Below are 24,816 nucleotides of genomic sequence, written 5' to 3' on the forward strand. Positions count from 1 at the left end.
TGGGGAACATTCTATCGGGGTGGTGTTCACCGCCGGCTGGACCGGCGTCTCGGTCATGGTGCTGTTCGTCGCCGCGGCGTGGTGGTTCGCCACGGCGCGCCGCGGCGGCCGGCTTGTCGTGCCCGCGGTCCGCCGACGGGGTCCGGTCGGCCACGGACGGCCCTACGAGGCCGCGGCGATGGACCTCGTCCGGCGGCCGGCCCTTGGCCCGGCAGTCAGCCCTCGGTCCGGCAGCTCGGCCTCGGTCCGGCGGCCCGCCCTTGGCCCCGGCACTCGCCACGGCCGAGGCGTCGCTGGTCATGCCAGTGGTCGCGACCAATATTGGTGGACGCGGCACGAGCCGAAGTGCTGGCAGAAGTCGCCTTCCGGCGTCCATAGTTGGCGCACCACCGTGCATTGGGCCCGCCCGTTACGGACACCTGGGGGTCTTCCACCCATGAGCAGAGCCGAACAGCCGTCCCGCAGAACCGTCCTGGCCGCCGCCGTCGCCGCGGCATCCGTGGGAGCCGCGGCCCCGTCGGCGGCCGCCGCCCCGCCCCGCGCTCCGCAAGCGCCGGGGCGTCTCGTGGACAACCGCGCCTGGACCTCGTACAGCGACTGGCGCGGCGGCAGCGCGAAGGGCACGCGGGCCGTGCCGGGCGCCCGCCCCGGCCTGGTGATCGCCTCCCCGGCCGGCACAGCCGACTACACGGACCCGCACACCGGCAAGACCGCCACCTGGGAGTACGCGACCTGGACCTCCCCGGTCCACCGGCTCGCCGTCCCGTCCACCGAGGCGATCGCCTCCTGGAACGCGCACACCCCGGCGGGCACCTGGCTCCAGGTCGAGCTGACGGGCACGTACTCCGACGGCACGGACACCCCCTGGTACGTGATGGGCCGCTGGGCGGCCGGCGACCAGGACATCAGGCGGACCTCCGTGGACGACCAGAGCGACGGCAAGAGCAGCATCTGGACGGACACCTTCTCCATCGACGACACCGCCTCGGGACTGCGCCTCGTCTCGTACCGGCTGCGGCTGACCTTGTACCGCACCCCGGGCACCAGGATCACGCCCACGGTGTGGCGGCTCGGCGCCATGGGCTCCGACATTCCCGACCGTTTCACCGTCCCGCCCTCCACGCCGGGCCTCGCCCAGGAACTGCGCGTCCCGCGCTACTCCCAGGAGATCCACGCGGGTCAGTACCCCGAGTACGACAACGGCGGCGAGGCCTGGTGCAGCCCCACCTCCTCGCAGATGATCATCGAGTACTGGGGCCGCAAGCCGACGGCGGAGCAGCTGGCCTGGGTCAACCCGGACTACGCCGACCCCCAGGTGTGCCATGCGGCCCGCTTCACGTTCGACTACCAGTACGCGGGCTGCGGCAACTGGCCGTTCAACGCCGCCTACGCGGCGACGTACAAGGACCTCCAGGGCGTGGTGACCCGCCTCGGCTCGCTCATCGACCTGGAGACGCTGATCGCCGCCGGAATCCCGGCCATAACGTCCCAGTCGTTCCTCAAGACCGAGCTGACGGGGGCGGGTTACGGCACCTCGGGCCACCTCATGACCGTCATAGGGTTCACCGCGGACGGCGATGTGATCGCCAACGACCCGGCGTCGCCCAGCGACGAAGTGGTCCGCCGCGTCTACAAGAGGCGCGAGTGGGAGAACATCTGGCTCCGCACGAAGCGGTACAACGCTTCCGGGCAGGTCGTCTCCGGTACGGGTGGCGTCTGCTACCTCTACTTCCCGGCGCAGCTTTCCCCAGCTCAGGGGCGTGCACTGGCTAAAGTCGGGGTGCGCTGAGAGGTAGCTGAGAGGTAGGCGAAGGGCCCTCCAGAGGTGCGGGAGGGCCCTGATTTTTCTTGATCCATTTTAGCTGGGGAGAATCTGGGGAGATCCGCTAGGAAGATCCCTCGAACCAGCTCTGCATCGCTGAGCGGCCCCGGCCATCCGCCTCGGGCATCATGTGCGCGTAGATCCGGAGTGTGATCGACGGATCCGCGTGGCCCAGCCACTTCGAGACTGCCACGATCGGTTCCCGCGCGTCCAGTTGCACGCTCGCGAACGTGTGACGCAACGAATGGAAGCCGTCCTCGCGGCTCTCCTGATAGGTCAGCACGGTGCGGAACTTGCCCGGCCGATGCCGGACGGGCTGCTGAGTCTTCACCGGCGGCGAAATGACACCCGCCGCAGCGAGCGCCGGCTTCCATATCCGCGTGTCGAAGCTGTCCCTGCGGATCGCTCCGCCCCGGGCCGCGGTAAGGATGAGCGAGTGCGCCTGCGGAGCCCGTTCGTCCTTCTCTCGCTCCGTCTTGGGCGGACGCGGATCCTTCCACGGGAGGGTCACCCGGCGTGCAGGCCGCCGCTCCAGCGAGTCAGCGATGCGCTTGAGCAGGTAGTCGGGCACCGGCACGTCGCGGGTCTTCTCGCCCTTCGGCAGGGCGAACGCGAGCTTCGCCCCCACCTTCTTCACCTGCCTGCGCACCAGGATGCGCCCGCCCTCGAAGTCGATGTCGTCCACCGACAGACCGAACACCTCACCAGAGCGCAGGCCCGCGCCTACCCCGAGGTCGACACACAACTGGAAGCGCTCATCCATGGCGGCCTGAACGGCGAGCACGCGATCCTTGGGCCAGGCGCGGGCTTTGGCCGGCGGTCGTGTCGGCACGCGCAAAGTGGTCTGCCTACGGCACGGGTTGCGGGTCAGGCGTTCGTCATCAATAGCGGCCTGGAAGATCGCGGACAGGTAGCGCCAGGATTCATTGGCCGTGCTGGGGCCGACGGTCGCCTTGAGGATCTTCAGCCACTCGCCGAGCTGCTTCGTCTTGATCGAGTTGAGCTGGTAGTCCCCGAGGTGCGGGACGATGTGGGTCCACACCCGCCCCTTCACCGTGGCCTCGGTGGTGGGGTTGTCGTAGTCGCGGCGCGGCCACCACTCCTGCTCGACATAGTCCTTCAGCAGCATGTGGCCGCGGCGGGGATCGATGAACTCGCCCGCCGTCGACTCGTGCTGAGCCTTCGCCAGCCAGGCGTTGGCGCCCTCTGGGCCGTGCAACTTCTCGAAGGAGCGGTCCTTCACGCCGGGGATGCCAGCGACCCGGTACCGCTTGCCCTGTCCCCATCGGCTGGTTCTGCGCTTCTCGCCGGTGGCGGGGTCCGGCTTCTTCGTCATCCACCGGTCTTCGACATAGCCAGGCATGCGCTACCCCCTCCTGTGTCTGCGTCAGGCGGCGCGGCTGTCGGGCGAGTCCATGGTGATGATCTCCCCATGCCACAACTGGAACCACTGTCCTCCCGCGAGGAAGCGCTCGGTTGCGGGGTTCAAGGCGCGAACGAACTCTTTCGTTGTGGCGCTGCTTGAGACGTGCACCTTGACGAGTCCGCACGATTCGCGGACCTCTATGCACCTCAGGCGGTCGATCTTGTCGTCGACTTCGTACTCAACGGTGAGCGGACTCTCCGGAGAGTCGGCGCTGATGATCCGGCCCCGCCAGATCTGGAACCAGCCGCAGTTGGCGAGAAACACCTTGAGCGCGGCGGTGAGAGCCTCGGTGAACTGCTCTGCCGGGGCGTCCTGGTCAACCCTGACGCGGATGAGTCCGCGGGACTCGCGGACTTCGGCGACCCGGCCTGGGCCGAGGCTTCTGGTTGCTTCGTAGACGACGCGCAGCATGCACCCTCCCGGTGTCACGGTACGCGTGGGCGCGATGCGCCGGACGCGCACGGGTGTGGAAGAGTACGCCGCGTGAGCGGGCATCGACAATCAGTTGAAGCGAATGTCTACTTGGGGACTTTTTCGGTCACTTGACCCGCCGCTAGTCGGTGCCCTGCTAGTCATTCTCGCGGCGCGCCCGCTCGTCGGCCTCGATCATTGCCCGCCAACGCCGCAGCTCAGGCTCCGACATGCCAGCCAAGTGGCCCACGATGATGCGGACTTCGTCGCCATAGCCGGCCAGTTCAGTCGCCGTGTATTCCAGCCACTGCTCCGCCGCGGCGGCCTTGACGCGGCGCTCACTCACACGAAGGGCATTGGCAAGCGCCTTCAGCTGCAACGGGCTCGGTGCGCTCGCCGGCGGGTTGGCGACCAGGCGTTGCAGGTACGGCTTGGAGAGCTTCGTGCCGCTCTCGGTGTGCACAGCCAGTTCGGACATCTTCTGATAGGAGAGGCCTCGGTCGTTCGCGTCCTGGATGAGCTGCGAGAGCGCACCGCGGGAGCTCGGCTCGTCCGTACCCGTTGCCGGGTCGGTGGCCGGTGCCGTCATGTCCTCTTCCTCTCGGGTCACTGTAAGTACCGACTGTCTCTATAGGTGTCCAACTGCGGTCGGGAAAATACCAGCTCAATCCCTACAACCATCTGGGATCCGAGACGACCCGTCTACGGATCGATGCTATCTAGCCACAAGGTTTGCCGATAGTCGAGGTCCAGCCGTCTCGGATCTGTAGACGATTCGTCTCGACTGTGGTTAGCTATGTCAGGCAAACAGCTCCGCACCACTCGGGGGAACCGTGAGCCGACGCTGGACCCTTCGCAGCATCCCGTTCTTCAGGCACTGCATGTTGAATCCCGGCCGCTGCGAGTCATTCTCAGTTCGCACGCTGGCCGAAGCCTCAGGCGTCAGTGTCGGGGTGATCGACAAGCTCCTGGCCGGAAGGCAGAGCACGGCCGACGTCCTCGATGCCACCGCCCTCGCGGAGGCCCTCGGGGTCGCCATCAACCCCCTTTTCGCGCCCCCATCGTCTCCAAATCTGGATCGATCGTCTCGTCCCCCCACCCACACGAGCGAGGAATAGACCAATGCCGAACAAGCCCATGGCCCCTCCGAAGGGATGGCTCTGGAGCGCTGAAGCCGCCGATCACCTCGGCGTCTGCGTCACCACCCTCTACAGGTGGCGCCGAGACAACTACGGCCCGCAGGGCAAGCCCCACGGGCGCCGCCGCTACAAGTACAAGATCGCCGATCTCGACGCCTGGCTCGACGCCTGGGTCAGCGGCGACCGCCAGCCGGAAGAGCCGGCCCGCGCCGCCGCCTAGAGCGGCCGCGGCCCCAACCGTCGGGCCTTCACACACCGACAGCCGGGGCCACCGCGGCTCACGCCGCGCGATCCACCCACACCATCCATGAACAGAAGGGCAGATCGGTGCCTTCATCATCCACTACTCCGGAGCGCGAGATCGAGCGCCTCCGCATCGAGCGGGACGAACTCGCCGCCGCCGCAAAGCGCGTGGCCGACTCGCTCCAGTCCTTCATGAACGACACAACGGACCCGGGCACTGAGGCGCTTGCCGCCCACTACGAGGTGTCCCGGCTCCTCGCGAAGCTGGAGATCGACGGTCAGGTGATCGGCGACTCCGAGTACCTGTCGCGCTTCTCCGTCACCCCGGCCGAGGTCCACCGATTCCTGGCCAAGAGCCTCGCCGAGGACGTGCACCTGCGCTACCAGCAGGCCGTCGGCGGCCGGGCAGTTGAGGAAGCCGCCAAGGACTTGCGCATGACGGCCGCCTCGCTGGAGGCGGAAGGGGAGAAGACCACGCCTCGTGGGCTTCGTGACGCCGCCAACGAGATCGACCCGATGAAGCACGGCGGTCCGTTCCCGTCCGAGCTGATCCGCTTCGGCGAGACGGGCGGCCAGCGATGAACTTCGACCCGCTGACCACGTTCGACGAGATCACGTCCAGCGTCCCGCGTGTCTCCCCGTTCCGGACGATGTGGAACGAGGCGGAGGAGTTGCTGCACGCGACCCGGCCTGACGGTTTCGAGGTCGAGGAGATCGGCCGGATCGCGTTCGCTGACCTGCCGGAGGCGGAGCGCAAGGACGCACTGGACGAGCTGTTCTACACGTACTGGACGGCCCTGCTCGACGACCGCGAGACCCGCGCAGCGCAGGGCGGGGGTGCAGCATGAAGTGCAACGAGCCTTACCCGCAGGGCTCCTACGAGGAGTGCCAGCTCGACCTCGGCCACCGCGGCGACCACGAGTACTTCGACAAGAAATGGGCGCGCCCCGAGCCGGCTGAGCCGGACGCGAGGGTTGAAGCGCTGCTGGACCGCGCCACCCGTGAGGCCCACCTCTGGGGCGCCGAGGAGCGCAAGTATCCGGTGGTCATCGAGCGGACCCTCACCTACGTCCAGTGGGTCGACGCGGACTGCGAGGACAACGCGCTGAAGAACCTCGCCGACGACTCATGGGAGCTCGACCTCGACAAGGAGTCGCCGATCAACGGTTCCGACGAGGTGCGCCGACTCGACGAGTTCGAACGGCGTGACGCGTTCCAGTCGGAGATCGGATTCGAGTTCGGCCCCCGCATTCAGTGCCCGGACTGCCGCCGCCTGGCCTTCCGCCGCGAGTGGTATCACGACCCGTACCGCAAGTGCCACGGCCCCTTGGTGTGGCACAAGCACCCTGGCGCGCTGCGGCCGTGGGTGGAGCACAACGCCACGCCGGTGTACGACGCCACCCCTGCGGCGGTGCTCCGATGACCGCCTTCCACCGCCCCCTGGCTGCCGCGATCGCCGCGCAGGGTGTCCCGCTGTCGGCGGACATGGCGCGTCTGTCGCCGGAGCGTGAGACCGGGCTCCGCGAGCTGGCCGCCCGCGCAGAGGGCGACGAGTTCTTCGTGTCGGACTGCGAGGGCGAACTGCAGGTGTGGCGCGAGACGGCGCTGACCCACGTCCGCCGCAATGAGACCGGCACGATCACCATGTACTCGTTCCCCTCCTCGTACCGCTCGACCGACGAGGTCATCAGGATCGACCTCGACACGTGGGACCCGGGCGAGGACGCCACGGACGACAAGCGCCGCCAGGACATCAACGACCTGGTCAACGCACGCGCTGCCGCGGCCACCCTCCTCGCCGAACTGGACGCGGTCCGCAAGGAGCGCGACGAGTTCTGTGACCGCGTCGACACGCTGACCGCTGTCGCCAAGGGCAACAAGCGCCACGTCCAGGAGATGTTCCTGGAGCTGCAGAAGGCTCAGGCCGAGGTCGCCCAGTGGCGTGCCACGTTCGGCGCCGACGCCCTGCCCGACGCCCTCGCCCGACTAACGAAGGCCGAGGCCGAGCGTGACGCCCTGCAGAAGCGTCTGCACGACGCGGCGATGACCCGGACGTGGCGCAACGAGGACGGCAAGAAATTCGTGTTCGTCGAGGACATCGCGCCCGCCCTGCTCGGACTGGAGCCGGGGACGGAGGCAGACCGATGACCACCGACATGCGTGCCCTGGTCGACCGCCAGCGCGAGGCCGCCACCGAGCAACTGCTGGCACTGCGCAAGGCCTACGAGCACCAGCCCGAGCCGATGGAGCTGGAGTTCGCCGACCTGGCGATCCACCCCACCGGCCACCTGGCCACCGACGCCGACTACCCCGACTTCCACCCCGGAGGTGGAGCGTGACCGCCAAGCTCACCGGAGGAGTGACCTTCCTCCTCGATGACGGCCCGATCCGCACCAGGTACGGCCGCAGCGAGTTCACCGGCAAGCCCACCGCCTGGCTGGCCCTCGGCGACAGCGATGGGATCGAAATCTCCGTCACCGACTCGTCGGCCGAGACGCTCGCCCAGCTCGAAGAGGCGGTCGCTGAACTCCGGGCCTGGGCCAAGCGCCAGGAACGCCTCGCCGCACTCCCCGAGGTGGCGTGATGACCAGTCTCCTCGACGGCACCGTCATCGACCTGGACCGGGTGCAGGTCGCCCTGGACGGCTCGCACTGGCTGTGGACGTGCGAGCACACCGAGTCCGGCGAGCCGCTCATGCTGCGCCTCGACCGCGACGGCACCGGAGCGCTGCCGCTGGCCGACGTGTACCGCATCCACGGCCTGCTCGCACCGCAGGCCCAGCCGACCACCGCCGCCATGTACCGGCAAGTCCTGGAGGCGGCGTGAGCACCGATCCGATCCGACTGACCGCGGGCGTCGTCGCCGAGGTCGTGTACCTCGACCCGAACCGCCCGCACACCGAGCCGGACGAGCGTGGCTGCCCCGAGTGTGGCCAGCCCGCCTACGACTCCGGATGCGAGGCGCCCGGCTGCAACGGCTGGGGCTGCCCCGACTGCGGCACCGGCTGCGACCTCGACTTCGTCAGCGCCGAAGACGGCGGCCAGTGCTCCGCCTACGCCGACGGCGAGGAAGCCGTCGACGAGTTCCTCGACGAGGAGGACGAGTCGTGACCGCCCTCGACGCCTACCTCACCGCCCGCACCCTCGCCGACCACGGCATGACCGACTCGGACGCGGTCACCATCGCCGACTTCGACACCGCCGCCGACCTCGCCGGAGCCCACCGCCCCGCCGGCCCCGACGACCGGCACACCGTGCGGATCGCCCTCGACGCGATCGGAGACGCCCGATGAAGCCGTACTACGAGGACGAGAACGTCCAGCTCTACCTGGGAGATATGCGCGAGGTGCTCCCGGCTCTGGGCGTCAAGGCTGATTTGATCTTGGCAGATCCGCCGTACTCGGAGACGAGCCTGGCGTGGGACCGCTGGCCCGACGGCTGGCCCACGCTCGCCGCCACCGTCGCCTCGTCGATGTGGTGCTTCGGGTCGATGCGTATGTTCCTCGACCGCGGCCCCGAGTTCGCCGACTGGAAGCTGTCGCAGGACGTCATCTGGGAGAAGCACAACGGCTCCGGGTTCACGACCGACCGGTTCCGCCGCGTCCACGAGATTGCCACCCACTGGTACCGCGGCGAGTGGCGCGGCATCCACCGCAACGTTCCACGGGTTCCGTCCACCTACGACAGCAAGGGCCGCACCGTCAGCGTGCGCGCCGCACGGCCTCCGCACACCGGAGAGATCGGCGGCGCCACCTACAGCGACGACGGCCTGCGTCTGGCCCGCTCGGTGCTGTACGCGAAGTCGATGCAGCGCGCCGCGATCCATCCGACGGAGAAACCCGTCACCGGGCTGCTGGAGCACCTCATCGCCTACGCCTGCCCGCCCGATGGCACCGTCCTGGATCCGTTCGCCGGAAGCGGCAGCACGTTGGACGCGGCCCGCCAGTCCGGACGGCGCGCGATCGGCATCGAAGCCAACGAGCCGTATGCCGAAACCGCAGCCCGCCGCCTGTCCCATCTGACCTTGGAGGCGTCGTGACCACCACCATCACACCCACCAGCACCGAGATAGCCGACGTCCTCGACAAGGCCCTCGCCCACATCATCCGAGTGGGCTTCTGCAAGAAGTACCTGTACAGCACCCGGCAGCACAGGGGCGGAACCCCGCTGAACCAGTGCGCGGTGGACCTGGACGGCGCGATCAACGTCGCCGTGCACGGAACCCCGCTCCACCTCGGACGCGACCCGCTCACCCGAGCCGTGGTGGAGGCGGTCGCCGCCCGCATCACCGCCCCGTCACTCGCCACCTGGTGCGACTACAAGGGCAACGGCAAAACCCAAGCCATCGCCCTCCTCCGGGAGACCGCAGCCCAACTTCGTAAGGAGGCCTGGTGATGACCTTCACCGACCTCATCCCCGGCCGCCGGGACCGCAAGAAGCCCCGGCACCGCGCCGACGACCGCATCGCCGAACTGACGGCCGACTACGAGCAGCAGCTCGCCGAGCTCCGCGACGAGAACGTCCGCCTGCACCACTTCAAGGCCGAGGCCGACGACTTCTTCATGATCCAGGCCGCCTATGTCACCGGCCTGGAGGACGACAAGCGGGAACTGCAGCAGCGACTCGCCGACGAGCAGGGCGCACGGGCCGTCGCCGACGCCGACGTCGAAGCCCGCGACCGGTGGGTGCGTGACCTGGAGATCAAGGTCGCCGACCTCGAACGGCGCCTCGACGTGCGGAAGCTCGCCGAGTCCGCCGTCGCCATCACGCAGCCGATCCCGGTCATCACCCCGGTGCCGTTGCATCAGGCGCCCTTCGCCACCACCAACCCCGGGCGCGTGCCCGGCTCGTGGGGCGTGAAGGACGACGAGCCCGAGCCGGCCGCCTGAGCTCCCGGCCGCCCGGCCGACGAGGTGCGGGCGGCCGGTGAACAGCAAGAACCCCACCCGGGTCCAGCGGGCGGGGGTCCACCACCAGCATCCCACGGAGGAATCACATGTCCGTCACCACGGCCCGGCCGCACACCATCCAATGCCAGCAAGGCCCTGAGACCGTCACCGCCACCAGCCCGGTTCCCGGCCTGTACGTCTACGAGATCCCCGGAACGGTCGACCAGCCGAGCCTCCTCCGCTGGCGGGTCGGCCACCACTCCGGCCTCGTCATCGCCGCAGCCATGTACGAGGGCGACGCCATCCGAGGCGCGCAGAAGATCGCCGATCTCGCCGACTGGACCCTGCCCGTCGACGAACTGCGCCGCGACGTCTCGCCGACCGAGCTGTACGACGCCATCAGCTGGGCGTCCTGCGACCACCCCGCCTACGCCTGACCAACAACCCAAGACCGGCGGTCGCGTGAGCCCCCCACTCCGCGCCGCCATCCAGGGTCGCCGGCCCTAACCACCCCCCGGTCGGGGTCGGCGACCCGCCCTTAGTGCACCCAGAAACGGAACCTCATGTACCTCACCCGCACCATCGGCCGCTGGCAGTTCGAACTGCACCAGCGCGCCATCCACCTCACCCGAACACCGAAACCGGACCCGGCCTGCGAGGCCTGCTACGGGCGCGGCGGCCACGGCTGGCTCACCCACAGCGGCGACCCCGACTGGGAGGACTGCCACTGCATCAAACAGCTCCGCACCTGGCGCCTGCCCCTCTGGCCCCGCCGCACCACCACCACCAGCGAGGAGTACCCGTTCTAATGACCGCCATCGCCTTCGTTGACACCGAGACCCTCGGACTCGACGCCGACGTTCACGCCATGTGGGAGCTCGCCATCATCCGCCGTGAGAACGGCGTCGACACCGAGCACCTGTGGCAGATCAAGCCCAGCAAGATCGACCTGGAGCACGCCGACCCCGAAGCCCTGCGCATCAACGGCTACATGGACCGCATGGTCCTGCCCGAGGACTACTGGGCCGGCGACATGAGCCACCCGTGCGGCATCCCACACCCCATGAAGCGGGACGAACTGCGGACCGTCATCACGGACCTCCTCTCCGACGCGGTCATGGTCGGCTCCAACCCCGCCTTCGACGCCGCGTTCCTGAAGGTCTTCCTGGACGCCACGCCGTGGCACTACCGGACGATCGACGTCGCCACGCTGGCCGCCGGCTATCTCCGTGGCGTTGACCTGCCGACCGGCGCCACGTCCACCGAGGCACAGCACCCCTTCTCCAGTCGCAAGCTGTCCCTCGCGGTCGATGTCGACCTGCCTGGTGCCGGAGTCGCGCACACCGCCCTCGGCGACGCCCGTTGGGCCCGAGCCGTTCACGACGCGGTCATGGGCGGCGTCGCATGACCGCCGCGGTGGAGGTCGAAGCCCCTCAGATCATCGACGGCCTGTCCGCCGACGACTACCACGCGGACCGCACGTCGATCTCCTCGACCGGCCTGCGCGCCCTGCTCGCCCCGGGCTGCCCCGCCCAGTTCAAGTACGACCGCGATAACCCGCAGGCGCCGAAGCGGGAGTTCGACCTCGGGCACGCCGCACACAAGCTCGTCCTCGGCGAAGGCCCCGACTTCGAGATCATCGACTTCCCCGACTACAAGAAGGTCGCTGCCCAGCGGCTTCGGGACGAGGCCTACGAGGCGGGCCTGGTCCCGCTGCTCACCAAAGAGCACGACATGGTCCAGGCGATGGCGGCAGCCGTCCGCCAGCACCCCGTAGCCGGCCCGCTGTTCACCCCGGACGGGGGAGTGGCGGAGCAGTCGCTCTTCTGGACCGATCCCCGGACCGGTGTCCGCTGCCGCTGCCGCCCCGACTGGATGCCCCACCGCCAGGAGAACGGCCGGCTCGTCGTCGTCGACTACAAGACCGCGAAAGCCGTCGACCCGGCAGCTCTCGCGAAGGCCGTGTACGACCACGGCTACCACGCGCAGGCCGCCTTCTACCTCGACGGCGTCAAGGCCCTTGGCCTGCACGGCGACCAAGAGCCCGCGTTCGTCTTCGTGTTCCAGTCCAAGACCGCGCCCTACCTGGTGCACCTGGTCGAACTCGACTTCCCCGCCCTCGCGCTCGGCGCTGCCCGCAACGAGCGCGCCCTGCGGATCTACGCCGAGTGCGCGCGCACCGGCGTCTGGCACGGCTTCAACGACCGCATCACCTACCTCCCGCTGCCCCCATGGGCCGAGAAGAAAGATCACGAGGAATACGCATGAACCAGCCCGTACCCATCCCCTCGAACAACGCCCCCGCCCGCATCGGCCAGGGCACCGCAGTCGAACAGTCCCGCGCAGCTGCCGAAGTACAGGCCGCGGTCGTCGTCGCCCAGCAGTGCCCCCGCAACATCCAGGCCGCCGTCGCCCAGATGCGCGAGTCCTGCAACCAAATGTTCCTCGCCGAGCGCGCCTTCTACCGCTACCCCAAGGGCGGCCAGACCATCACCGGCGCCTCCGTCCACCTCGCCCGCGAGCTCGCCCGCTGCTGGGGCAACGTCCAGTACGGGCTCGTCGAGATGCGCCGCGACGACGACTACGGCCAGTCCGAGATGCAGGCCTTCGCCTGGGACGTCCAGACCAACTCCCGCAACAGCTCGACGTTCATCGTCCCTCACCGCCGCGACACGAAGAACGGCCCGCAGGCCGTCACCGACATGCGCGACATCTACGAGCTGAACACGAACAACGGTGCCCGCCGCGTCCGTGAGGCGATCTTCGCGATCCTCCCGCCCTGGTTCGTCGAGGAAGCCAAGGAGCTCTGCAACGCCACCCTCCGCAACGGCGGCGGCAAGCCCCTCGCCCAGCGCGTGGCCGACGCCATCAAGACGTTCGAAGGCATCGGCATCACCGCGGACCGCATCGAGGCCCGACTCGACCGGGCGCCAGCGAAGTGGACGGAGCACGACGTCGCCCAGCTGATCGTCATCTACAAGTCGATTCAGCGCGGCGAAGTCACCGCCGAAGACGAGTTCCCCGCACCCCGCGTCAGCGCCGACGAGCTGATCGGCGGCGGCACCAAGAAGCCGGCCAGCGAGCCCACCCAGTAACCGCTCCGGGGTCGCTCGCACCCGAATTGCGAGCGGCCCCGGCTCTCAACAGGAGAACACAGCCATGGCCAAGAAGTCCCACTACCGCCCCGCGGTCCAGGAGCTTATCGACCTGCTCCGCTTCCGCTCCTCGTTCGGCCGCCCTTGCTACATCAAGCGGAACACCCGGCATGCCGCGCTCATCGTCCCCGAGCTCCGCAACGGCGCCGACGGCCCCTACGCCCACCTCAAGACGTTCGACCGGGCCACCGTCCACGAAGCCGCCGTCCTCGGCGCCGTGACCCTCGGCCCGGAGTTGGTCGACGTGCCCGCGTTCAGCGGCAACCGCAACCACTGGGCCTTCGACCTCGGCCACAAGGGCCGCACCATCCAGCTCACGGAGCGTGCGTCATGACCGCCACCGTGCAGCCCGCCCTGGACGGCAGCGTCCCGGAGCTGCGGAAGACGAAGACGCAGCGGCAGGCCGAGGACTACGAGACGTGGCTCGCCGAAGTGTGGCCGAAGTTCATAGCCGCCGCCGCGTCGGGCCGCACCTTCACCTGCTTCGAGGTCGCCGACCGGCACGACCTGCCTGCTCCGCCGAACCCGCAAGCCCACTGGGGCCGGCTGATGACGCTGCTGAAGGACGAGGGCTACGTGCGGACCGCGGGGTGGGCGTGCAGCGACCGGCCCACCGCCCACCACTCCGGCGTCCGCACCTGGAAGGGCACCGCCGCCGCGAGGAGGGCAGCCGCATGACCGACCACGCCGCCGCCCTGTTCCTCGCCTGCCTCGCCTTCACGGTCGGCCTGGCCGCCGTCGCCTTCGCCCTCATCACCCGCGGGAGGCGGACGTGACCGACCTGATCTGCGCCGTCGTGTTCCTGATCGGCCTGGCCGGCGCCGTCTACTGCGTGCGCCGCGGCATCCGCGTCTGGCGCGGCGACGACTACCGCACCCGCAACGACCAGGTCGCAGCCCAGGCAATCCTCCGCACCGACCCGCCCGCCGAGCAGCAGACCCCCGGCACCGACAGCGCACTGCTCCTCGACTGCATAGCCGTCTTCGGCGACTGCGAAGAACTCGACCGCCTCCGCAACGCCATCCACCAACACCGGAAGGAGAACCCGCAGCCGTGACCACCGCCGCCAAGTCCATACCGCCGCACGGAACCGACGCCCGCTACAAGGGCAACCGCACCGGCACCCGCCCGCCCTGCCGCTGCACCCGCTGCACGCGCGGCCACCGCCAGGCAGACGTGCAGCGGGAACTCCGCCGACTGCGAGGGGAACGCAACCTCGTCCCCTGCACCGAAATCCTTCCGCACATCCAGATGCTCCGCGCCAGCGGCATGAGCCAAACCATGATCGCCCGGGAAGCGGGGGTCGCCCAGGCCGTCATCAGCTACATCACCACCGGCCGCAACAAGACCTGCCAGACGGAAATAGCCCGCCGCATCCTCGCCGTCCAGCCCCACCGCTTCGACGGCAACGCCGAACGCCCCGCCATCGGCTCCATCCGCCGCATCCGCGCCCTCTACAGCCTCGGCCACAGCCGCGCCGACATCAGCGCACTCAGCGGCCTGAGCGTCGCCAGCATCAGCCTCCTCGCCGAAGCCCGCTGGAACGTCATCGACAACCTCGCCGCCACCGCACTGGCCGCCGCCTACGACGAACTCAAGAACAGCCGCGGCAACAACTGGAAGAACGAGCGGCGGGCCACCGCCGAAGGATGGCGCGACCCCCTGTGGTGGGAGGACTTCGGCGGCATCGACGACCCGGACTTCGACCCGGCCGCTGTCGACCGTGAACTGCGCCGCACCGAACTCGCGGCCGTCCGCCGCGAAGAGATCACCCACCTTGCCGCCTTCGGCTGCACCGCCGAAGAGATCCACCAGCGCCTCAACGAAGAGATCGCACTCAGCACCGTCCGCCAGATCGTCCAGGAATGGCGCACCGGACAGAAACGCGAGCGGAAGCAGGTGGCCGCGTGAGCTTCTACGTCTCCCTCGTCTGCGAAGCCACCAGCCCCGGGGCCGGCCGCTGCTGGACCGAGGACACCCCGCCCGGCGAAGCCCAATCCGCGACCGAAGCGCGCCGCCGCCTCAAGCAGCAGGGCTGGCACCGCACCCGCGACGGCCGCGACATCTGCCCCGACTGCTGGAAGGAGGGCCGGCGATGAGGAATCGCTACGCCACACGCCAAGCCGAGACCGCGGTCATCCACGGCGACGGCACCCGCCACTGCGCCTGGTGTGGGGACCACATCGACCCCATCGACTGGTGCGCCGACTGCAAGGCCAGCCAGAAGCCGTGCGCCACGGCCGGTGGCCCACACCGCCGGCTCCGGAAACGAACCGACGCCGCCTTCTGCGACGCCGGCTGCCGCACCGCCTACCAGCGCGACAACGGCCCCGAGATCACCTCGCACCGCAACCGGTGACCGCCTAGCCCACACACGACGAAGCCCCGCCGTACAGGCGGGGCTCGAGGAGAGGAGGGGACGTGACGTCAGTCGGAATCGGTGGCCGGCTTCTTGCGGCGCACCACGCGGCGCTTCGGGGTCTCGGCACCCTGCTGCTTGCGCCAGGCGGCGACCTCACGCACGACGTACATGCGGATGTCCGTCGCGCGGGCGATGCCCTTCTCCTCGCACAGCTGGCCGTAGTCCGCCCACGTCTCATCGTCGATGCGGATAACGCGGCCGGGCTGCCCCTTCGTGGTCATGCCGACAGCGTAGCTGACTGTGCACTGGCTGGTCACCAGGCTGTGACACGTTGGCTGGTCAGTGACCTGCCGGTGACCGGTCACCCTGCGATAGGGTTCAAACGTGCCGCGGCGGCACCGAAACGCTCAAACAGGCCGCCATAAGGGCTTGGTTCCGTGCGCCCAAAAGCCCCCAACCAGCACTCTCCGAAAGAAGATCAATGGCCGTCTCCAAGCGCCTTCGCTACGAGATCCTCCGCAGGGATCAGCACACCTGCCGCTACTGCGGCGCGTCCGCCCCGGCAGTCCCGCTGCGCGTCGATCACGTCACCCCGGTCGCGCTCGGCGGCACCGACACACCCGACAACCTCGTCACGTCCTGCGAGCCGTGCAACAGCGGCAAGAGCAGCGCCACCGTCGACGCGGCCACGGTCGCCGACGTCAGCGACGACGCGCTCCGGTGGGCCGCCGCCATGACGCAGGCCGCCGAGGAACTGCGCGAGCAGCAGGCCCCGAAGGTCGCGTACCGGCAGGTATTCCAGGACGCCTGGAACGGATGGACCTGGGAGCGTGACGGGAAGAAGGAAACGTTCGACCTCCCCAAGGACTGGAAGGGAAGCCTCGACGCCTTCCGCGAGGCCGGCCTGCCGCAGGACGTCTGGCCCGACATCGTCGAGAAGTCGATGACCAACAAGACGGTCAGGTCGGAGAACCTCTTCCGCTACTGCTGCGGCATCGGCTGGCGCATGGTCGGCGAACTCCAGGAGCGGGCGCGCGCGATCGTAGGCGTCACTCCAGATGCGTCGAATCCCATCGATTCAGTCGTTCAGGCAGCCGTCGACACCTGGAAGGGCAACAAGTTCGGCGACATCAGCGATGACGAACTCGCCCGCTTCGAGGCGAGCGCGGTAGCAGCACGCGAGGCGGAAGAGGAAGACGCTCACCGCATCGTTCAGGCCGGCCAGTACGCAGCCTGGTACGGCGAAACCGAAGTGGTCGCCGCACTCGCCAAGCTCGACCGCGACGAAGCCTTGCAGGAATGGACCTTCGCATGGCTGTCCGCCGCAGGGGAGTGGCCTGACGACGAGCCAACTGAGCAGGCGCGCACGCAGATCGACCGTCTCCTCAACGGTCAGGTGAACGTCGCGCGGGTCACGCGGGCTGCGATCTATGCCGGGTCCCGCCGTTCGGTACGGATCTACTTCGGTCTCTCCGAGGCGGAGCTCAAGATCAGCGGCCAGCACGAGGTCATCTCGAAGTCCGTAGAGGCGTGGGTCCAGGCGTATCACTCCACGGCCGGCCACTGGCCCTCGAAGGCTGAGGTCTCCGCCTTCTTCGCCAGCATGCGGCGGATCGGGGCCGACGGCGAGATCTGGATCGACGACATCTACCCGGCGGCTGCCGCAGCTGGCGCCTATCTCGACCCGGACATCTCCACGTGCCTGACCCGACACCTGTCTGTATTCGAGGCCGCGGCTCGCCCGCTCGCGCCTGCCGCCTGACGTCCGCCATCCCTGCGATCGGAAAGAGATCCCGTGAGCATCAAGGTCACCAACTGGGTGTGGGCCCGGTCTGAGTCCCGTAACGGGGCTCGGCTGGTCATGCTCGCGCTGGCCGACCGGGCGGATGACAAGGGGCTTGCTTGGCCTTCCATCGAAGACCTTATGGATCGGACCAAGTTGTCTCGCCGCGCGGTCCAGAAGGGGATTGCTGCGCTCGTTGACGACGGCGAGTTGACGGTTGAGAACGGTGGCGGCAGGCACCGCTCGAACCGCTACCGGATCATCCCGAAACCGTGCACATCTGACGCGGTTACTCCCGAGGAACAGCGCACATCTGACGCGGTATTGGACTCAGAAACAGCGCACTTTGAGCAGGAAACAGCGTCAGATGTGCGCGAAACAGCGCACTCTGCGACGCGAAACAGCGTCCAGAGTGCACCCGAACCACCAGTAGAACCGTCAAGGGAACCGTCAGGGAACCACCACAACAACCGGCCAGCTCGACAAGATCGACGCCCTACGGCCCGAGGTGTGGAAGAAGCCCCGCTTCCCGAGGAAATCACCCGCCTCCAGGACGCCATGAGCGGCGCCGGGATCAACCTGCCCTGGAAGTTCCTCGGCGACGACATGATCCGGGTCCTCAACGACGTCAAGCGCCTCGGCATCCCGCTGATGGTCGAGCAAGCCCTCAAGGCCGAACAGGGCGCCAACCCGCCGCCCTTCAGCTCCCGCTGGTTCTACGACGGCTGGCACGCCATACGCACACCCGTCGACCTCGAAGGCGCCTCCGACGGCAGCAACGTCGTCGCGCTCCGCACCTCGCCGGCCGCCACCCGCCAGCAGCAAGAGACCAACGACCTCTTCGACCGCGCCATGGCGCGCGCCAAAGCCCGAATGGAGCAGGAATCTTCATGACCCCCGACGAAACCGTTGTGCTCGCCCGCTATGTGCGGGCTCTCTGCCCCGGTCAGAAGTTCGACGAGTACACCCCGGACGCCTGGCACGACGTCCTCGGCGACTTCGCTCTCGCCGACGCTCGCGCAGCCGCCGCTGCCGTTGCCCGCCGTCAGCCGTTCGTCAGCCCCGCCGAGATCATCGGCGAGATCAAGCGGCAGCGAGGCGACCGTGCCGACAGCTTCCAGGGGCCCGGTCTTCCGGCCGAGATTCCGGACGCTGACCCGGACGACGTCCGTGCGTACCTCGCTGCGCTGCGAGCTCAGAGGACACGGGCCGCGGATGGCTTCGAGCTGAAGCCGCGGAAGATGGCGGAGCTCCTGGCCGGCGTTGGTCGCGAAGTACCGGCGGAGATCGCCGAGGTGAAGCGCCCGGGACCGCTCGGAATCGAATGCCCGAACTGCTCGGCGGCGATAGGCCGGCCTTGCCGCACCCCGGGTGGTCACGAGCGAGCGCCTCACGCTGCCCGGGCTGGACGCACGGATCCTGCCGGCGACCAGGCCGAGATGGAGCGTCGCCGCGCGGCATCCGCCCGGCACCTCGCCCGCCTTGAAGCCGACGGCTCCGACGAGGAGGTCGCCTCGTGACTGCCGAGCAGATCCCGGACGACGACGGCATCCAGGTTGACGACGTGAAGGCGGTTCGCCGCGAAGGCCGCAGCGAGCTCAAGGCCTTGATGCGGGCGCAGATCCAGATCGGCCAGGCCCGCCGCGAGCCGACCGTGAAGCCCGCCCCGCCGCGCCCTCCCGGCCACAAGCCCGGCGCCTGGCCTGTCGGTACCAGCCCGCCCGGCCCGCCACCCGAGCGGAAGATCCCCGCCCACGTCTGGGATGCGGCCGTCCGCCACTACCGCAACACCGAGCACCACCCCGACCAGCCCTGCGACTGCGGCAACTGCCCGCCGCCCAACACCGAGGAGAACCGATGAACGTCCGTGGCCCCGTCACTGTTGCCGCGTACATCGCGACCATTCCCGCCGCGAACCTGCTTGTGCAGCATGTCGGGCCCGTGCCCGTCGGCTTCGGGTACACCGCCCCGGCCGGGGTCTACATGGTCGGCCTGGCGCTGGTGCTGCGTGACCTGGCCCGGGAGGCAGTTGGCAGGGCCGCGGTCCTTGCCGCCATCGCCGTCGGCGCCGTCGTCTCGTACTTCCTCGCCACGCCCGCGCTGGCCGTTGCTTCGGCTGCCGCGTTCGTGGTCGCCGAGACCATGGACTTCGCCGTCTACGAACCGCTCCGGGAGCGGGGCCTGCTCGTTGCGATGGGCGTCTCGAACGCAGTCGGTCTCCTCGCCGACAGCGTGATCTTCCTCTGGCTGGCGTTCGGCTCGCTCGAGTTCCTGCCCGGCCAGATCCTCGCCAAGGCGTACATGACCGCCGCAGCGATAGCCGTGATCGCCGCGGTCCGGCCGCGCCGCGTCGAGGTGGCCGCCTAGTCATGAAATTCATGCTCGGAACCCACATGGCGAACTGGCTTTGGGACGACGACGTGCGCCTTGACGGCGTGACGCTGTTCATCTCCCGCAACCGGCTTGCCAAGCGCGTCAGCGCCTTCCCGGCCGCCCGCCGGGACTGGGCGCTCGACAGTGGCGGGTTCACCGAGCTGAAGGACCACGGCGGCTGGCGCACCTCGCCCGAGGAGTACGCCGCCGAGGTTCGGCGCTACCGCGAGCAGCTGGGCCGTCTGCTGTGGGCCGCGCCGCAGGACTGGATGTGCGAACCCTGGGTGATCTTCGGCGGTGTTCACAACGGGCAGCGGTTCGCCGGAACCCAGGAAGCCCGCGGCATCAACCCCGGCAAGCCCGACGACCTCGAGGCCGCGGTGCGTATGCACCAAGAGTTCACCGTCCAGAACTACCTCGAACTCCAGCGCATTGCCCCCGACCTGCCGTGGATACCGGTCCTACAAGGCTGGGCGCTCGAGGACTACGAGCGGTGCGCACAGATGTACGCCGACGCGGGCGTCGACCTCGCCGCTGCCCCGGTTGTCGGCCTTGGGTCCGTGTGCCGACGGCAGGCCACCGAAGAGATCGCCCGCATCGTCGACACCTTCCATGGCCGCGGCCTGCGCCTGCATGGCTTCGGCGTGAAGACCGATGGGCTCGCTGATTACGGCGACCAGCTCGTATCCGCCGACTCCATGGCCTGGTCGGTCGGAGGCCGCCGCAATCCCCGCCTCCCGGAATGCACCCACCGCGCGAAGAACTGCGCGAACTGCGCCACCTACGCCCTGCGCTGGCACCAGCGCATCGTCAACGCCCCACCCACCTGGCGACAGCACCACCTGTTCGCTGCCTGACCTCGAAGGAGACCCGATGACGATCCACACCGGTGCCCCGATGCCCGAGTCCCTGCGCCACCAGATGCGCGCCACGCAGCACCCGGCCCGCGCCGTCGACTGCCCGCACTGCGGCGCCCACGCCCACCGCCCGTGCCACCTCCGCACGACCGGCCGCCAGTTGCCGCAGCCGCACCCGCAGCGCGTCTCCGCCTGGGCGCAGACCACCGCCTGCTGCCCCGAATGCCAGGTCGAGCCGACCGTGCCCTGCCACGACGAAGGCCGCGCACGGGCCACCGTCCACCACCGCCGCCAGCAGGAAGCCGAGGCCACCGCCGCATGAGCCCTTACGAGCGCCTGATGGCGGAGGCCCTGCCGACCGGCACGTTCGGCCACGCCGAGCCCGTCCGCCCCCGTCCGGCCGAGCGGGTCTCCCTGTGGACGCCCGACGAGCAGGCCGCACACGTCGCCGCCCTCGTGGCCGAGCTGGACCGGCTCGAAGGCCGCGGCACCGGCAAGCCGCGCCTGCGGGTCATTGAAGGCGAGGCCGCCTGATGACCGCCTGCCCGAACCCGACGAAGTCCCGGTACGCGACCCGTGAGGCTGCCGAGACTGCGGCCCGCCGTGTCGCCCTGCGCATCGAGGCGCCGCTGAGGCCCTACGAATGCGCCTGCACCTGGTGGCACCTCACCAAGAACCTGCCCGAGCGCCCCGTCGACGTCTCCGCCGCCACCCGCCACGACATCGAGTTCCTGAATGTCCTGCCCGACATCGACTTCCGCGAGGTCGTCGTCCGCGACGCCGACGGGCAAGGCGACCCCGGGCAGCGGGCCGCACTCCGCCACCACCGCAACCAGGTCCGCTGGAAGAAGCAGCTCGGCCAGCTGATCGCCGACGTGGAAGAGCAGCTGAAAGACCGCCGCGGCGACAAGTCGCTCGCAAGCCACGACTGGGCGAAGCGGGCCACCGGCTACCGGGACTCGCTGATCGTGCGGCTCAACGAGTGCAAGCGGCTCCGTGCCGCCGACCACGCGCAGGCGATCGTCAACCAGGAACATCGCCGCCGGGATGCCGAGATAGCAGCCGCGGCCGGGGCCACCGTGAAGGAACTCCGGGCAGCGGCAGGGGAGATCGCAGTCCAGCGGCTGATCGCGGCCCACGGCCCAGAGTTCGACGACTACCTGGCCGAGGAGTACGCGGTGTTGGGGATCAGCTTGCCGGCCCGTGTCGAACGTCACCGGCGCGAACGAGGTGCCGCCTGATGTCGCCCGTTGTCCTCCGCCCGCAGCCGCCCGGCCTGATCCGTGACCGCCCGCCTGCCCCCGCCCGACCACTGTGACCTGCACGAATCCGTGAACTGACCGACAGGAGAACCGACATGACCGACCGCACGCCGCTCACTGAGCAGCAGCTCGACAGCTACGCCGAACTCGCGATCACCGCCGAACACGACGGGATCCAGGTTGATCCGGCCGTCGTCACACGGCTCGTCGACGAGGTTCGCCGCCTGCAGTTTCAGTGCCGCTACCTGATCGGCCAGCTCGCGAAGCGGGACGCGGCGTCCGGCCGCGGCGACCGGGCGGTGCGGGAGTTCCTCACCGCCGACCCCGGCCCGACCGTGCAGCCGACCGGCTACGTCGTCTCCTGCCTGCCCGCGGGTCACGACGACCGGTGGACGTTCACCGTTCAGGTGCAGCACGCGGGCGGCGACAAGTTCGTCGTCAGGCACGGCCTCCGCCATTACGGCGTGGACGGCGCATGGTCCTACGAGCCCGGCTTCGACGAGGACGACGACTCGGCCGAGGTGGAGTGGGCTGATGCGCACCGCTTCGACCACGACACGGCGCTGCGCCTCGCCCGCGAGTTGGCGCCGCGGCTCACGTACCGGGGCCGGACCGTCGCCGACGTACTGGCCGAGGGAGCGCAGCGATGAGCGATCTCTTCGAGGCCAACTCCGACGCGGCGACCGCACTTCTGGCTGCGGGCTGGACCGTCGACGATCACCACTTCCTGCCGACCCTGCGCAACGGCGGCGCCTTCTGGTCCGTCGGCGGTGACGCCACCTCGACGCTCTGGTCCGGCGACTGGATTGCCGAGTTTGACCGCGGCACCCCGGTGATCGTCGTCGTCGCCGCGTGTCTTGCGGCTGCGGGTCAGACCGCCGAGCGGCTGGCCGACGTGATCCCGATCCGCCCCACCCCGTGACACGCAGGACGGTCGGCCCCGCCGTTACCGGGCCCGACCGCGGCACCCATCATCCCGCACCGATCAAGGAGCAGCACATGACCGAGACCACCAACCCGCAGCCCGACCGGGTCACCGCGATCTACGACGCCATCGACGCCTTCCAGCGCACCCATAGGACCGGCGGCGGGCTTCAGCACGCACAGATCCGGGCCCTGCTCGCCGAGCACCTGGACCGCGCGCTGCCTACCGCGCCTGCCGCTGTGCCGTCTGCGCCCGCCGACCGGGTGGCGATCCTGCGGGAGGCCGCGCAGCGCCTGTACACCGCCCTCTTCCCCGCCGTCTACGACGACATGGGCCAGAAAGCAGCTGAGGGCGTCAACCGCGCGGTGAGCGAGCTGCGCCGCATGGCCGACGACGAGCAGATCGGGCTGCGTCTGCCGGACCACACCGTGAACGAGGAGGCGCACCCCCTCGACTGCGACGAATGCGGACACCCGTCCGCTGTGCACAGCACGGGCGAGGACCCCGTCAGTCCGGGCGAATGCTCCCTGTGCCCGGACGGCGAGCAGACCCACGACTACCGGCCGGACCCCGGGACCGTTGCGGCGCCGCCGACCGAGCAGCGGAAGCCCGTCGACCGCGCGGCGGTACTCCACGAAGCATCGGCCGCCGTGATGGCTCTCGACTACCACGAGCTGCGCGCCGACTTCGAGTACGACAGTCAGCGCGACGCCTGGGACGGCGGAACGATCGACGCCGCTCAACTCCTGAGCTGCATGGCCAAGGAAGCCGAGTCGACGACCAACGAGCTGCCCGGCGACGAGGCGCAGCAGCAGGAGTCGGAGTCCGGCTGCGCGCACTGCGTCTGCTGCCACGCCTGGGGCGACTGCGAGGCGCAGCAGCCCGAGACGCAGGCGCCCGTCCGCGTCGAAACCCTCGCCCGCCTCCTGTGCGACGCCGACACCGCCCTGACCGACGGACCCAGTTGGGACCGGATCAGCCAGACGCCCGGCCTTGGCCGCGACGAGTACCGCAACGCGGCCCGCTACCTGCTCCGCAAGGTGACCGTGACGCAGGCCGACAACGGATCCGTCGAGTGCGGCGATCAGATCCCGGGCATGACTTGCACCCTGCCGGACGGCCCGCACGACGACTGGAAGCACCGAGACGAAGAGGGCCACTGGTGGTCCCAGATGCGCGTGCCGCCGCACAACAACCGTGACCGCCTCGCCGCAGAGCCCGCCGCCGTGTCCCAGCCCGGCAAGGAGGCCTGACCATGGCCGTCCACGCCTGCCCGCCCGACGGCTCGGGCCTCACCCCCTGCTGCGCCCGCACTCCCTTCGAGCTTGCCGAAGACGATCGGATCAGCAGCGAGGCGCCCGTCACCTGCCCCGGGCCCGCCGCCGTGTCGCGACCCGGCAAGGAGGCCTTCACCCCGCCCGTGCACTACGAGCGCGACGACGGCGTCGAGTGCTGCGTCCACGCCGTCCCCGTCGGGCCCGACTCCTGCACGCACTGCCGCGAGCTCGCCGCCGAGGAGCCCACCCCGTGATCGCTGAGGCCATAGACGCCGCCATCGCCATCGGCTGGGCCTTGCTCGGCTGGATCATCTTCTTCGCCACCGTCGCCGCGATCCTCGGTGTGCGGTGCGAGGCGCTGGGAGCGGCGCTCAGGGCTGTTTGCGGGGGCGTCCGCCTCCGGCTCCGCGGCCGGGGCGGTGGGCTGCCCATTGGTCGATCGTCGTGTCCTGCCATACCGGGGAGCGGCCGAACATGTTGTCTGGCGGCGGGAAGTCGCCGACTTTGGGGCGGCCGGCGCGCCGGTTCGCTTCGGCCTTGGTGTGGTAGCTGCGCACCGTCTCGTAGGACAGGCCGAGGTGGGTGGCGATGGCCTGTAGGTCCAGCAGGTCGGCCATCAGGCGGCCGTCAGGCGTTCGAAGGACACCAGGGAGGGCTCGGTGTCGCCGTCCCAGATGACCAGCGCCTCGTACTCGCCGCCGTTCTCGGTGGTCTGGCTGGTGCGGAGCTGGCGGTCGTAGAACTCGCCGGTGCGGATGATGCGGCCGGTGGGCGTGACGCCGTTGACGCGCTGGCCGGTGCGGTAGGCGAGGTGCTGGGTCATGGGGTTCCTCCCTAGAACGTTCACCGCGTCTTGCGGTGCAAGTAAGACGGTACGCCTCTCACGCCAAAAC

44 protein-coding genes are annotated in these 24,816 nt (G+C 69.4%); 38 read left to right on the forward strand and 6 right to left on the reverse strand.

Features of this window, described 5'->3' with window-relative positions; all coding sequences use genetic code 11:
* Positions 1 to 436: 436 nt before the first annotated feature.
* Entirely contained in the window at positions 437 to 1,789 is a 1,353-nt protein-coding gene (locus C4B68_RS33695; RefSeq protein ID WP_099500286.1) for a peptidase C39 family protein, read from the forward strand.
* Positions 1,790 to 1,886: 97 nt separating this feature from the next.
* On the opposite strand, the gene C4B68_RS33700 is transcribed toward C4B68_RS33695, so the two are convergent.
* From C4B68_RS33700 to C4B68_RS33710, 3 genes are all read right to left on the reverse strand, one after another.
* Positions 1,887 to 3,185, reverse strand: a complete 1,299-nt coding sequence (locus C4B68_RS33700) for a tyrosine-type recombinase/integrase (RefSeq protein ID WP_099500287.1) — start codon at positions 3,183 to 3,185, stop codon at positions 1,887 to 1,889.
* 24 nt (positions 3,186 to 3,209) lie between these two features.
* Positions 3,210 to 3,659, reverse strand: coding sequence for a hypothetical protein (locus C4B68_RS33705; protein WP_099500288.1), 450 nt, complete (start codon positions 3,657 to 3,659; stop codon positions 3,210 to 3,212).
* Between the two features lie 157 nt (positions 3,660 to 3,816).
* Positions 3,817 to 4,248, reverse strand: a complete 432-nt coding sequence (locus C4B68_RS33710; RefSeq protein ID WP_099500289.1) for a hypothetical protein — start codon at positions 4,246 to 4,248, stop codon at positions 3,817 to 3,819.
* 533 nt (positions 4,249 to 4,781) lie between these two features.
* Between C4B68_RS33710 and C4B68_RS33715 the strand changes: the two genes are divergently transcribed.
* From C4B68_RS33715 to C4B68_RS33830, 24 genes are all read left to right on the forward strand, one after another.
* Complete coding sequence (locus C4B68_RS33715) at positions 4,782 to 5,018, forward strand: helix-turn-helix transcriptional regulator (RefSeq protein WP_099500290.1); 237 nt, start codon at positions 4,782 to 4,784, stop codon at positions 5,016 to 5,018.
* A 107-nt stretch (positions 5,019 to 5,125) separates the two neighbouring features.
* Positions 5,126 to 5,623: a hypothetical protein gene (locus tag C4B68_RS33720; protein WP_099500291.1), complete on the forward strand. Its 498-nt coding sequence runs from the start codon at positions 5,126 to 5,128 to the stop codon at positions 5,621 to 5,623.
* Positions 5,620 to 5,889: a hypothetical protein gene (locus C4B68_RS33725; protein ID WP_099500292.1), complete on the forward strand. Its 270-nt coding sequence runs from the start codon at positions 5,620 to 5,622 to the stop codon at positions 5,887 to 5,889. The genes C4B68_RS33720 and C4B68_RS33725 overlap by 4 nt, the downstream gene beginning before the upstream one ends.
* Positions 5,886 to 6,464, forward strand: a complete 579-nt coding sequence (locus C4B68_RS33730) for a hypothetical protein (protein WP_099500293.1) — start codon at positions 5,886 to 5,888, stop codon at positions 6,462 to 6,464. Before C4B68_RS33725 ends, C4B68_RS33730 begins: the two co-directional genes overlap by 4 nt.
* Positions 6,461 to 7,189, forward strand: a complete 729-nt coding sequence (locus C4B68_RS33735; protein WP_099500294.1) for a hypothetical protein — start codon at positions 6,461 to 6,463, stop codon at positions 7,187 to 7,189. The genes C4B68_RS33730 and C4B68_RS33735 overlap by 4 nt, the downstream gene beginning before the upstream one ends.
* Positions 7,186 to 7,380, forward strand: a complete 195-nt coding sequence (locus C4B68_RS33740; protein ID WP_099500295.1) for a hypothetical protein — start codon at positions 7,186 to 7,188, stop codon at positions 7,378 to 7,380. Before C4B68_RS33735 ends, C4B68_RS33740 begins: the two co-directional genes overlap by 4 nt.
* Positions 7,377 to 7,625: a hypothetical protein gene (locus C4B68_RS33745; protein WP_099500296.1), complete on the forward strand. Its 249-nt coding sequence runs from the start codon at positions 7,377 to 7,379 to the stop codon at positions 7,623 to 7,625. The genes C4B68_RS33740 and C4B68_RS33745 overlap by 4 nt, the downstream gene beginning before the upstream one ends.
* Entirely contained in the window at positions 7,625 to 7,867 is a 243-nt protein-coding gene (locus tag C4B68_RS33750; protein WP_099500297.1) for a phiSA1p31-related protein, read from the forward strand. The genes C4B68_RS33745 and C4B68_RS33750 overlap by 1 nt, the downstream gene beginning before the upstream one ends.
* Positions 7,864 to 8,151 (forward strand): hypothetical protein, encoded by a 288-nt coding sequence (locus C4B68_RS33755; RefSeq protein ID WP_099500298.1) that lies wholly within the window; start codon positions 7,864 to 7,866, stop codon positions 8,149 to 8,151. Before C4B68_RS33750 ends, C4B68_RS33755 begins: the two co-directional genes overlap by 4 nt.
* Positions 8,148 to 8,333, forward strand: a complete 186-nt coding sequence (locus C4B68_RS33760) for a hypothetical protein (RefSeq protein WP_099500299.1) — start codon at positions 8,148 to 8,150, stop codon at positions 8,331 to 8,333. The genes C4B68_RS33755 and C4B68_RS33760 overlap by 4 nt, the downstream gene beginning before the upstream one ends.
* A complete protein-coding gene (locus tag C4B68_RS33765) occupies positions 8,330 to 9,079 on the forward strand; it encodes a DNA-methyltransferase (protein ID WP_099500300.1) in 750 nt (249 codons plus the stop codon). The genes C4B68_RS33760 and C4B68_RS33765 overlap by 4 nt, the downstream gene beginning before the upstream one ends.
* Positions 9,076 to 9,435 carry a DUF6197 family protein gene (locus C4B68_RS33770; RefSeq protein WP_099500301.1) on the forward strand — a complete coding sequence of 120 codons (360 nt, stop codon included), beginning with the start codon at positions 9,076 to 9,078 and terminating at the stop codon, positions 9,433 to 9,435. Before C4B68_RS33765 ends, C4B68_RS33770 begins: the two co-directional genes overlap by 4 nt.
* Entirely contained in the window at positions 9,435 to 9,929 is a 495-nt protein-coding gene (locus C4B68_RS33775) for a hypothetical protein (protein ID WP_099500302.1), read from the forward strand. The genes C4B68_RS33770 and C4B68_RS33775 overlap by 1 nt, the downstream gene beginning before the upstream one ends.
* Positions 9,930 to 10,036: 107 nt before the next feature.
* Positions 10,037 to 10,366 carry a hypothetical protein gene (locus C4B68_RS33780; RefSeq protein ID WP_099500303.1) on the forward strand — a complete coding sequence of 110 codons (330 nt, stop codon included), beginning with the start codon at positions 10,037 to 10,039 and terminating at the stop codon, positions 10,364 to 10,366.
* Positions 10,367 to 10,492: 126 nt separating this feature from the next.
* Positions 10,493 to 10,738: a hypothetical protein gene (locus C4B68_RS33785; protein WP_099500304.1), complete on the forward strand. Its 246-nt coding sequence runs from the start codon at positions 10,493 to 10,495 to the stop codon at positions 10,736 to 10,738.
* A complete protein-coding gene (locus C4B68_RS33790) occupies positions 10,738 to 11,337 on the forward strand; it encodes a 3'-5' exonuclease (RefSeq protein WP_099500305.1) in 600 nt (199 codons plus the stop codon). Before C4B68_RS33785 ends, C4B68_RS33790 begins: the two co-directional genes overlap by 1 nt.
* Positions 11,334 to 12,197, forward strand: coding sequence for a PD-(D/E)XK nuclease-like domain-containing protein (locus tag C4B68_RS33795; protein ID WP_099500306.1), 864 nt, complete (start codon positions 11,334 to 11,336; stop codon positions 12,195 to 12,197). The genes C4B68_RS33790 and C4B68_RS33795 overlap by 4 nt, the downstream gene beginning before the upstream one ends.
* Positions 12,194 to 13,024 carry a hypothetical protein gene (locus tag C4B68_RS33800; protein WP_099500307.1) on the forward strand — a complete coding sequence of 277 codons (831 nt, stop codon included), beginning with the start codon at positions 12,194 to 12,196 and terminating at the stop codon, positions 13,022 to 13,024. Before C4B68_RS33795 ends, C4B68_RS33800 begins: the two co-directional genes overlap by 4 nt.
* Before the next feature lie 64 nt (positions 13,025 to 13,088).
* Entirely contained in the window at positions 13,089 to 13,418 is a 330-nt protein-coding gene (locus C4B68_RS33805; RefSeq protein ID WP_099500308.1) for a hypothetical protein, read from the forward strand.
* Complete coding sequence (locus C4B68_RS33810; protein WP_099500309.1) at positions 13,415 to 13,762, forward strand: hypothetical protein; 348 nt, start codon at positions 13,415 to 13,417, stop codon at positions 13,760 to 13,762. The genes C4B68_RS33805 and C4B68_RS33810 overlap by 4 nt, the downstream gene beginning before the upstream one ends.
* A gap of 94 nt (positions 13,763 to 13,856) precedes the next feature.
* The gene (locus C4B68_RS33815; protein ID WP_099500310.1) at positions 13,857 to 14,141 is read left to right on the forward strand and encodes a hypothetical protein; all 285 of its coding nucleotides are present in this window, start codon (positions 13,857 to 13,859) and stop codon (positions 14,139 to 14,141) included.
* Positions 14,138 to 14,995 (forward strand): hypothetical protein, encoded by an 858-nt coding sequence (locus tag C4B68_RS33820; RefSeq protein ID WP_099500311.1) that lies wholly within the window; start codon positions 14,138 to 14,140, stop codon positions 14,993 to 14,995. Before C4B68_RS33815 ends, C4B68_RS33820 begins: the two co-directional genes overlap by 4 nt.
* Positions 14,992 to 15,183: a hypothetical protein gene (locus C4B68_RS33825; protein ID WP_099500312.1), complete on the forward strand. Its 192-nt coding sequence runs from the start codon at positions 14,992 to 14,994 to the stop codon at positions 15,181 to 15,183. Before C4B68_RS33820 ends, C4B68_RS33825 begins: the two co-directional genes overlap by 4 nt.
* On the forward strand, positions 15,180 to 15,443 hold the full coding sequence (locus tag C4B68_RS33830; RefSeq protein WP_099500313.1) for a hypothetical protein: 264 nt from the start codon (positions 15,180 to 15,182) through the stop codon (positions 15,441 to 15,443). The genes C4B68_RS33825 and C4B68_RS33830 overlap by 4 nt, the downstream gene beginning before the upstream one ends.
* 68 nt (positions 15,444 to 15,511) lie before the next feature.
* Here C4B68_RS33830 and C4B68_RS33835 read toward each other — a convergent pair whose 3' ends face one another.
* Complete coding sequence (locus tag C4B68_RS33835) at positions 15,512 to 15,727, reverse strand: hypothetical protein (protein WP_143674284.1); 216 nt, start codon at positions 15,725 to 15,727, stop codon at positions 15,512 to 15,514.
* A gap of 200 nt (positions 15,728 to 15,927) precedes the next feature.
* On the opposite strand from C4B68_RS33835, the gene C4B68_RS33840 reads away from it, so the two are divergent.
* The 13 genes from C4B68_RS33840 to C4B68_RS33900 all read left to right on the forward strand — a co-directional run bounded on the left by C4B68_RS33840 (position 15,928) and on the right by C4B68_RS33900 (position 24,177).
* A complete protein-coding gene (locus C4B68_RS33840) occupies positions 15,928 to 17,208 on the forward strand; it encodes an HNH endonuclease (protein WP_099500315.1) in 1,281 nt (426 codons plus the stop codon).
* Positions 17,209 to 17,241: 33 nt separating this feature from the next.
* On the forward strand, positions 17,242 to 18,123 hold the full coding sequence (locus C4B68_RS33845; protein ID WP_099500316.1) for a helix-turn-helix domain-containing protein: 882 nt from the start codon (positions 17,242 to 17,244) through the stop codon (positions 18,121 to 18,123).
* Positions 18,120 to 18,749 carry a zinc finger domain-containing protein gene (locus C4B68_RS33850; protein WP_099500317.1) on the forward strand — a complete coding sequence of 210 codons (630 nt, stop codon included), beginning with the start codon at positions 18,120 to 18,122 and terminating at the stop codon, positions 18,747 to 18,749. Before C4B68_RS33845 ends, C4B68_RS33850 begins: the two co-directional genes overlap by 4 nt.
* Positions 18,746 to 19,090: a hypothetical protein gene (locus tag C4B68_RS33855; protein WP_099500318.1), complete on the forward strand. Its 345-nt coding sequence runs from the start codon at positions 18,746 to 18,748 to the stop codon at positions 19,088 to 19,090. The genes C4B68_RS33850 and C4B68_RS33855 overlap by 4 nt, the downstream gene beginning before the upstream one ends.
* On the forward strand, positions 19,087 to 19,596 hold the full coding sequence (locus C4B68_RS33860; protein ID WP_099500319.1) for a VUT family protein: 510 nt from the start codon (positions 19,087 to 19,089) through the stop codon (positions 19,594 to 19,596). Before C4B68_RS33855 ends, C4B68_RS33860 begins: the two co-directional genes overlap by 4 nt.
* Positions 19,597 to 19,598: 2 nt before the next feature.
* On the forward strand, positions 19,599 to 20,459 hold the full coding sequence (locus tag C4B68_RS33865; RefSeq protein WP_099500320.1) for a deazapurine DNA modification protein DpdA family protein: 861 nt from the start codon (positions 19,599 to 19,601) through the stop codon (positions 20,457 to 20,459).
* Positions 20,460 to 20,475: 16 nt separating this feature from the next.
* Positions 20,476 to 20,781, forward strand: a complete 306-nt coding sequence (locus C4B68_RS33870; protein WP_099500321.1) for a zinc finger domain-containing protein — start codon at positions 20,476 to 20,478, stop codon at positions 20,779 to 20,781.
* Positions 20,778 to 20,993, forward strand: a complete 216-nt coding sequence (locus C4B68_RS33875; RefSeq protein ID WP_099500322.1) for a hypothetical protein — start codon at positions 20,778 to 20,780, stop codon at positions 20,991 to 20,993. The genes C4B68_RS33870 and C4B68_RS33875 overlap by 4 nt, the downstream gene beginning before the upstream one ends.
* Entirely contained in the window at positions 20,993 to 21,700 is a 708-nt protein-coding gene (locus C4B68_RS33880; protein WP_099500323.1) for a hypothetical protein, read from the forward strand. Before C4B68_RS33875 ends, C4B68_RS33880 begins: the two co-directional genes overlap by 1 nt.
* 116 nt (positions 21,701 to 21,816) lie before the next feature.
* Positions 21,817 to 22,371, forward strand: a complete 555-nt coding sequence (locus C4B68_RS33885; protein ID WP_099500324.1) for a hypothetical protein — start codon at positions 21,817 to 21,819, stop codon at positions 22,369 to 22,371.
* Entirely contained in the window at positions 22,368 to 22,643 is a 276-nt protein-coding gene (locus tag C4B68_RS33890; RefSeq protein ID WP_099500325.1) for a hypothetical protein, read from the forward strand. Before C4B68_RS33885 ends, C4B68_RS33890 begins: the two co-directional genes overlap by 4 nt.
* A 77-nt stretch (positions 22,644 to 22,720) precedes the next feature.
* Positions 22,721 to 23,899, forward strand: coding sequence for a hypothetical protein (locus C4B68_RS33895; RefSeq protein WP_099500326.1), 1,179 nt, complete (start codon positions 22,721 to 22,723; stop codon positions 23,897 to 23,899).
* Between the two features lie 2 nt (positions 23,900 to 23,901).
* A complete protein-coding gene (locus C4B68_RS33900; protein WP_099500327.1) occupies positions 23,902 to 24,177 on the forward strand; it encodes a hypothetical protein in 276 nt (91 codons plus the stop codon).
* 117 nt (positions 24,178 to 24,294) lie between these two features.
* On the opposite strand, the gene C4B68_RS33905 is transcribed toward C4B68_RS33900, so the two are convergent.
* Together C4B68_RS33905 and C4B68_RS33910 are read right to left on the reverse strand one after the other, a co-directional pair.
* Positions 24,295 to 24,540: a hypothetical protein gene (locus C4B68_RS33905; protein ID WP_099500328.1), complete on the reverse strand. Its 246-nt coding sequence runs from the start codon at positions 24,538 to 24,540 to the stop codon at positions 24,295 to 24,297.
* On the reverse strand, positions 24,540 to 24,746 hold the full coding sequence (locus C4B68_RS33910) for a hypothetical protein (RefSeq protein ID WP_099500329.1): 207 nt from the start codon (positions 24,744 to 24,746) through the stop codon (positions 24,540 to 24,542). The genes C4B68_RS33905 and C4B68_RS33910 overlap by 1 nt, the downstream gene beginning before the upstream one ends.
* Positions 24,747 to 24,816 lie beyond the last annotated feature (70 nt).

The organism is Streptomyces dengpaensis (genome assembly GCF_002946835.1).
Lineage (GTDB): Bacteria > Actinomycetota > Actinomycetes > Streptomycetales > Streptomycetaceae > Streptomyces > Streptomyces dengpaensis.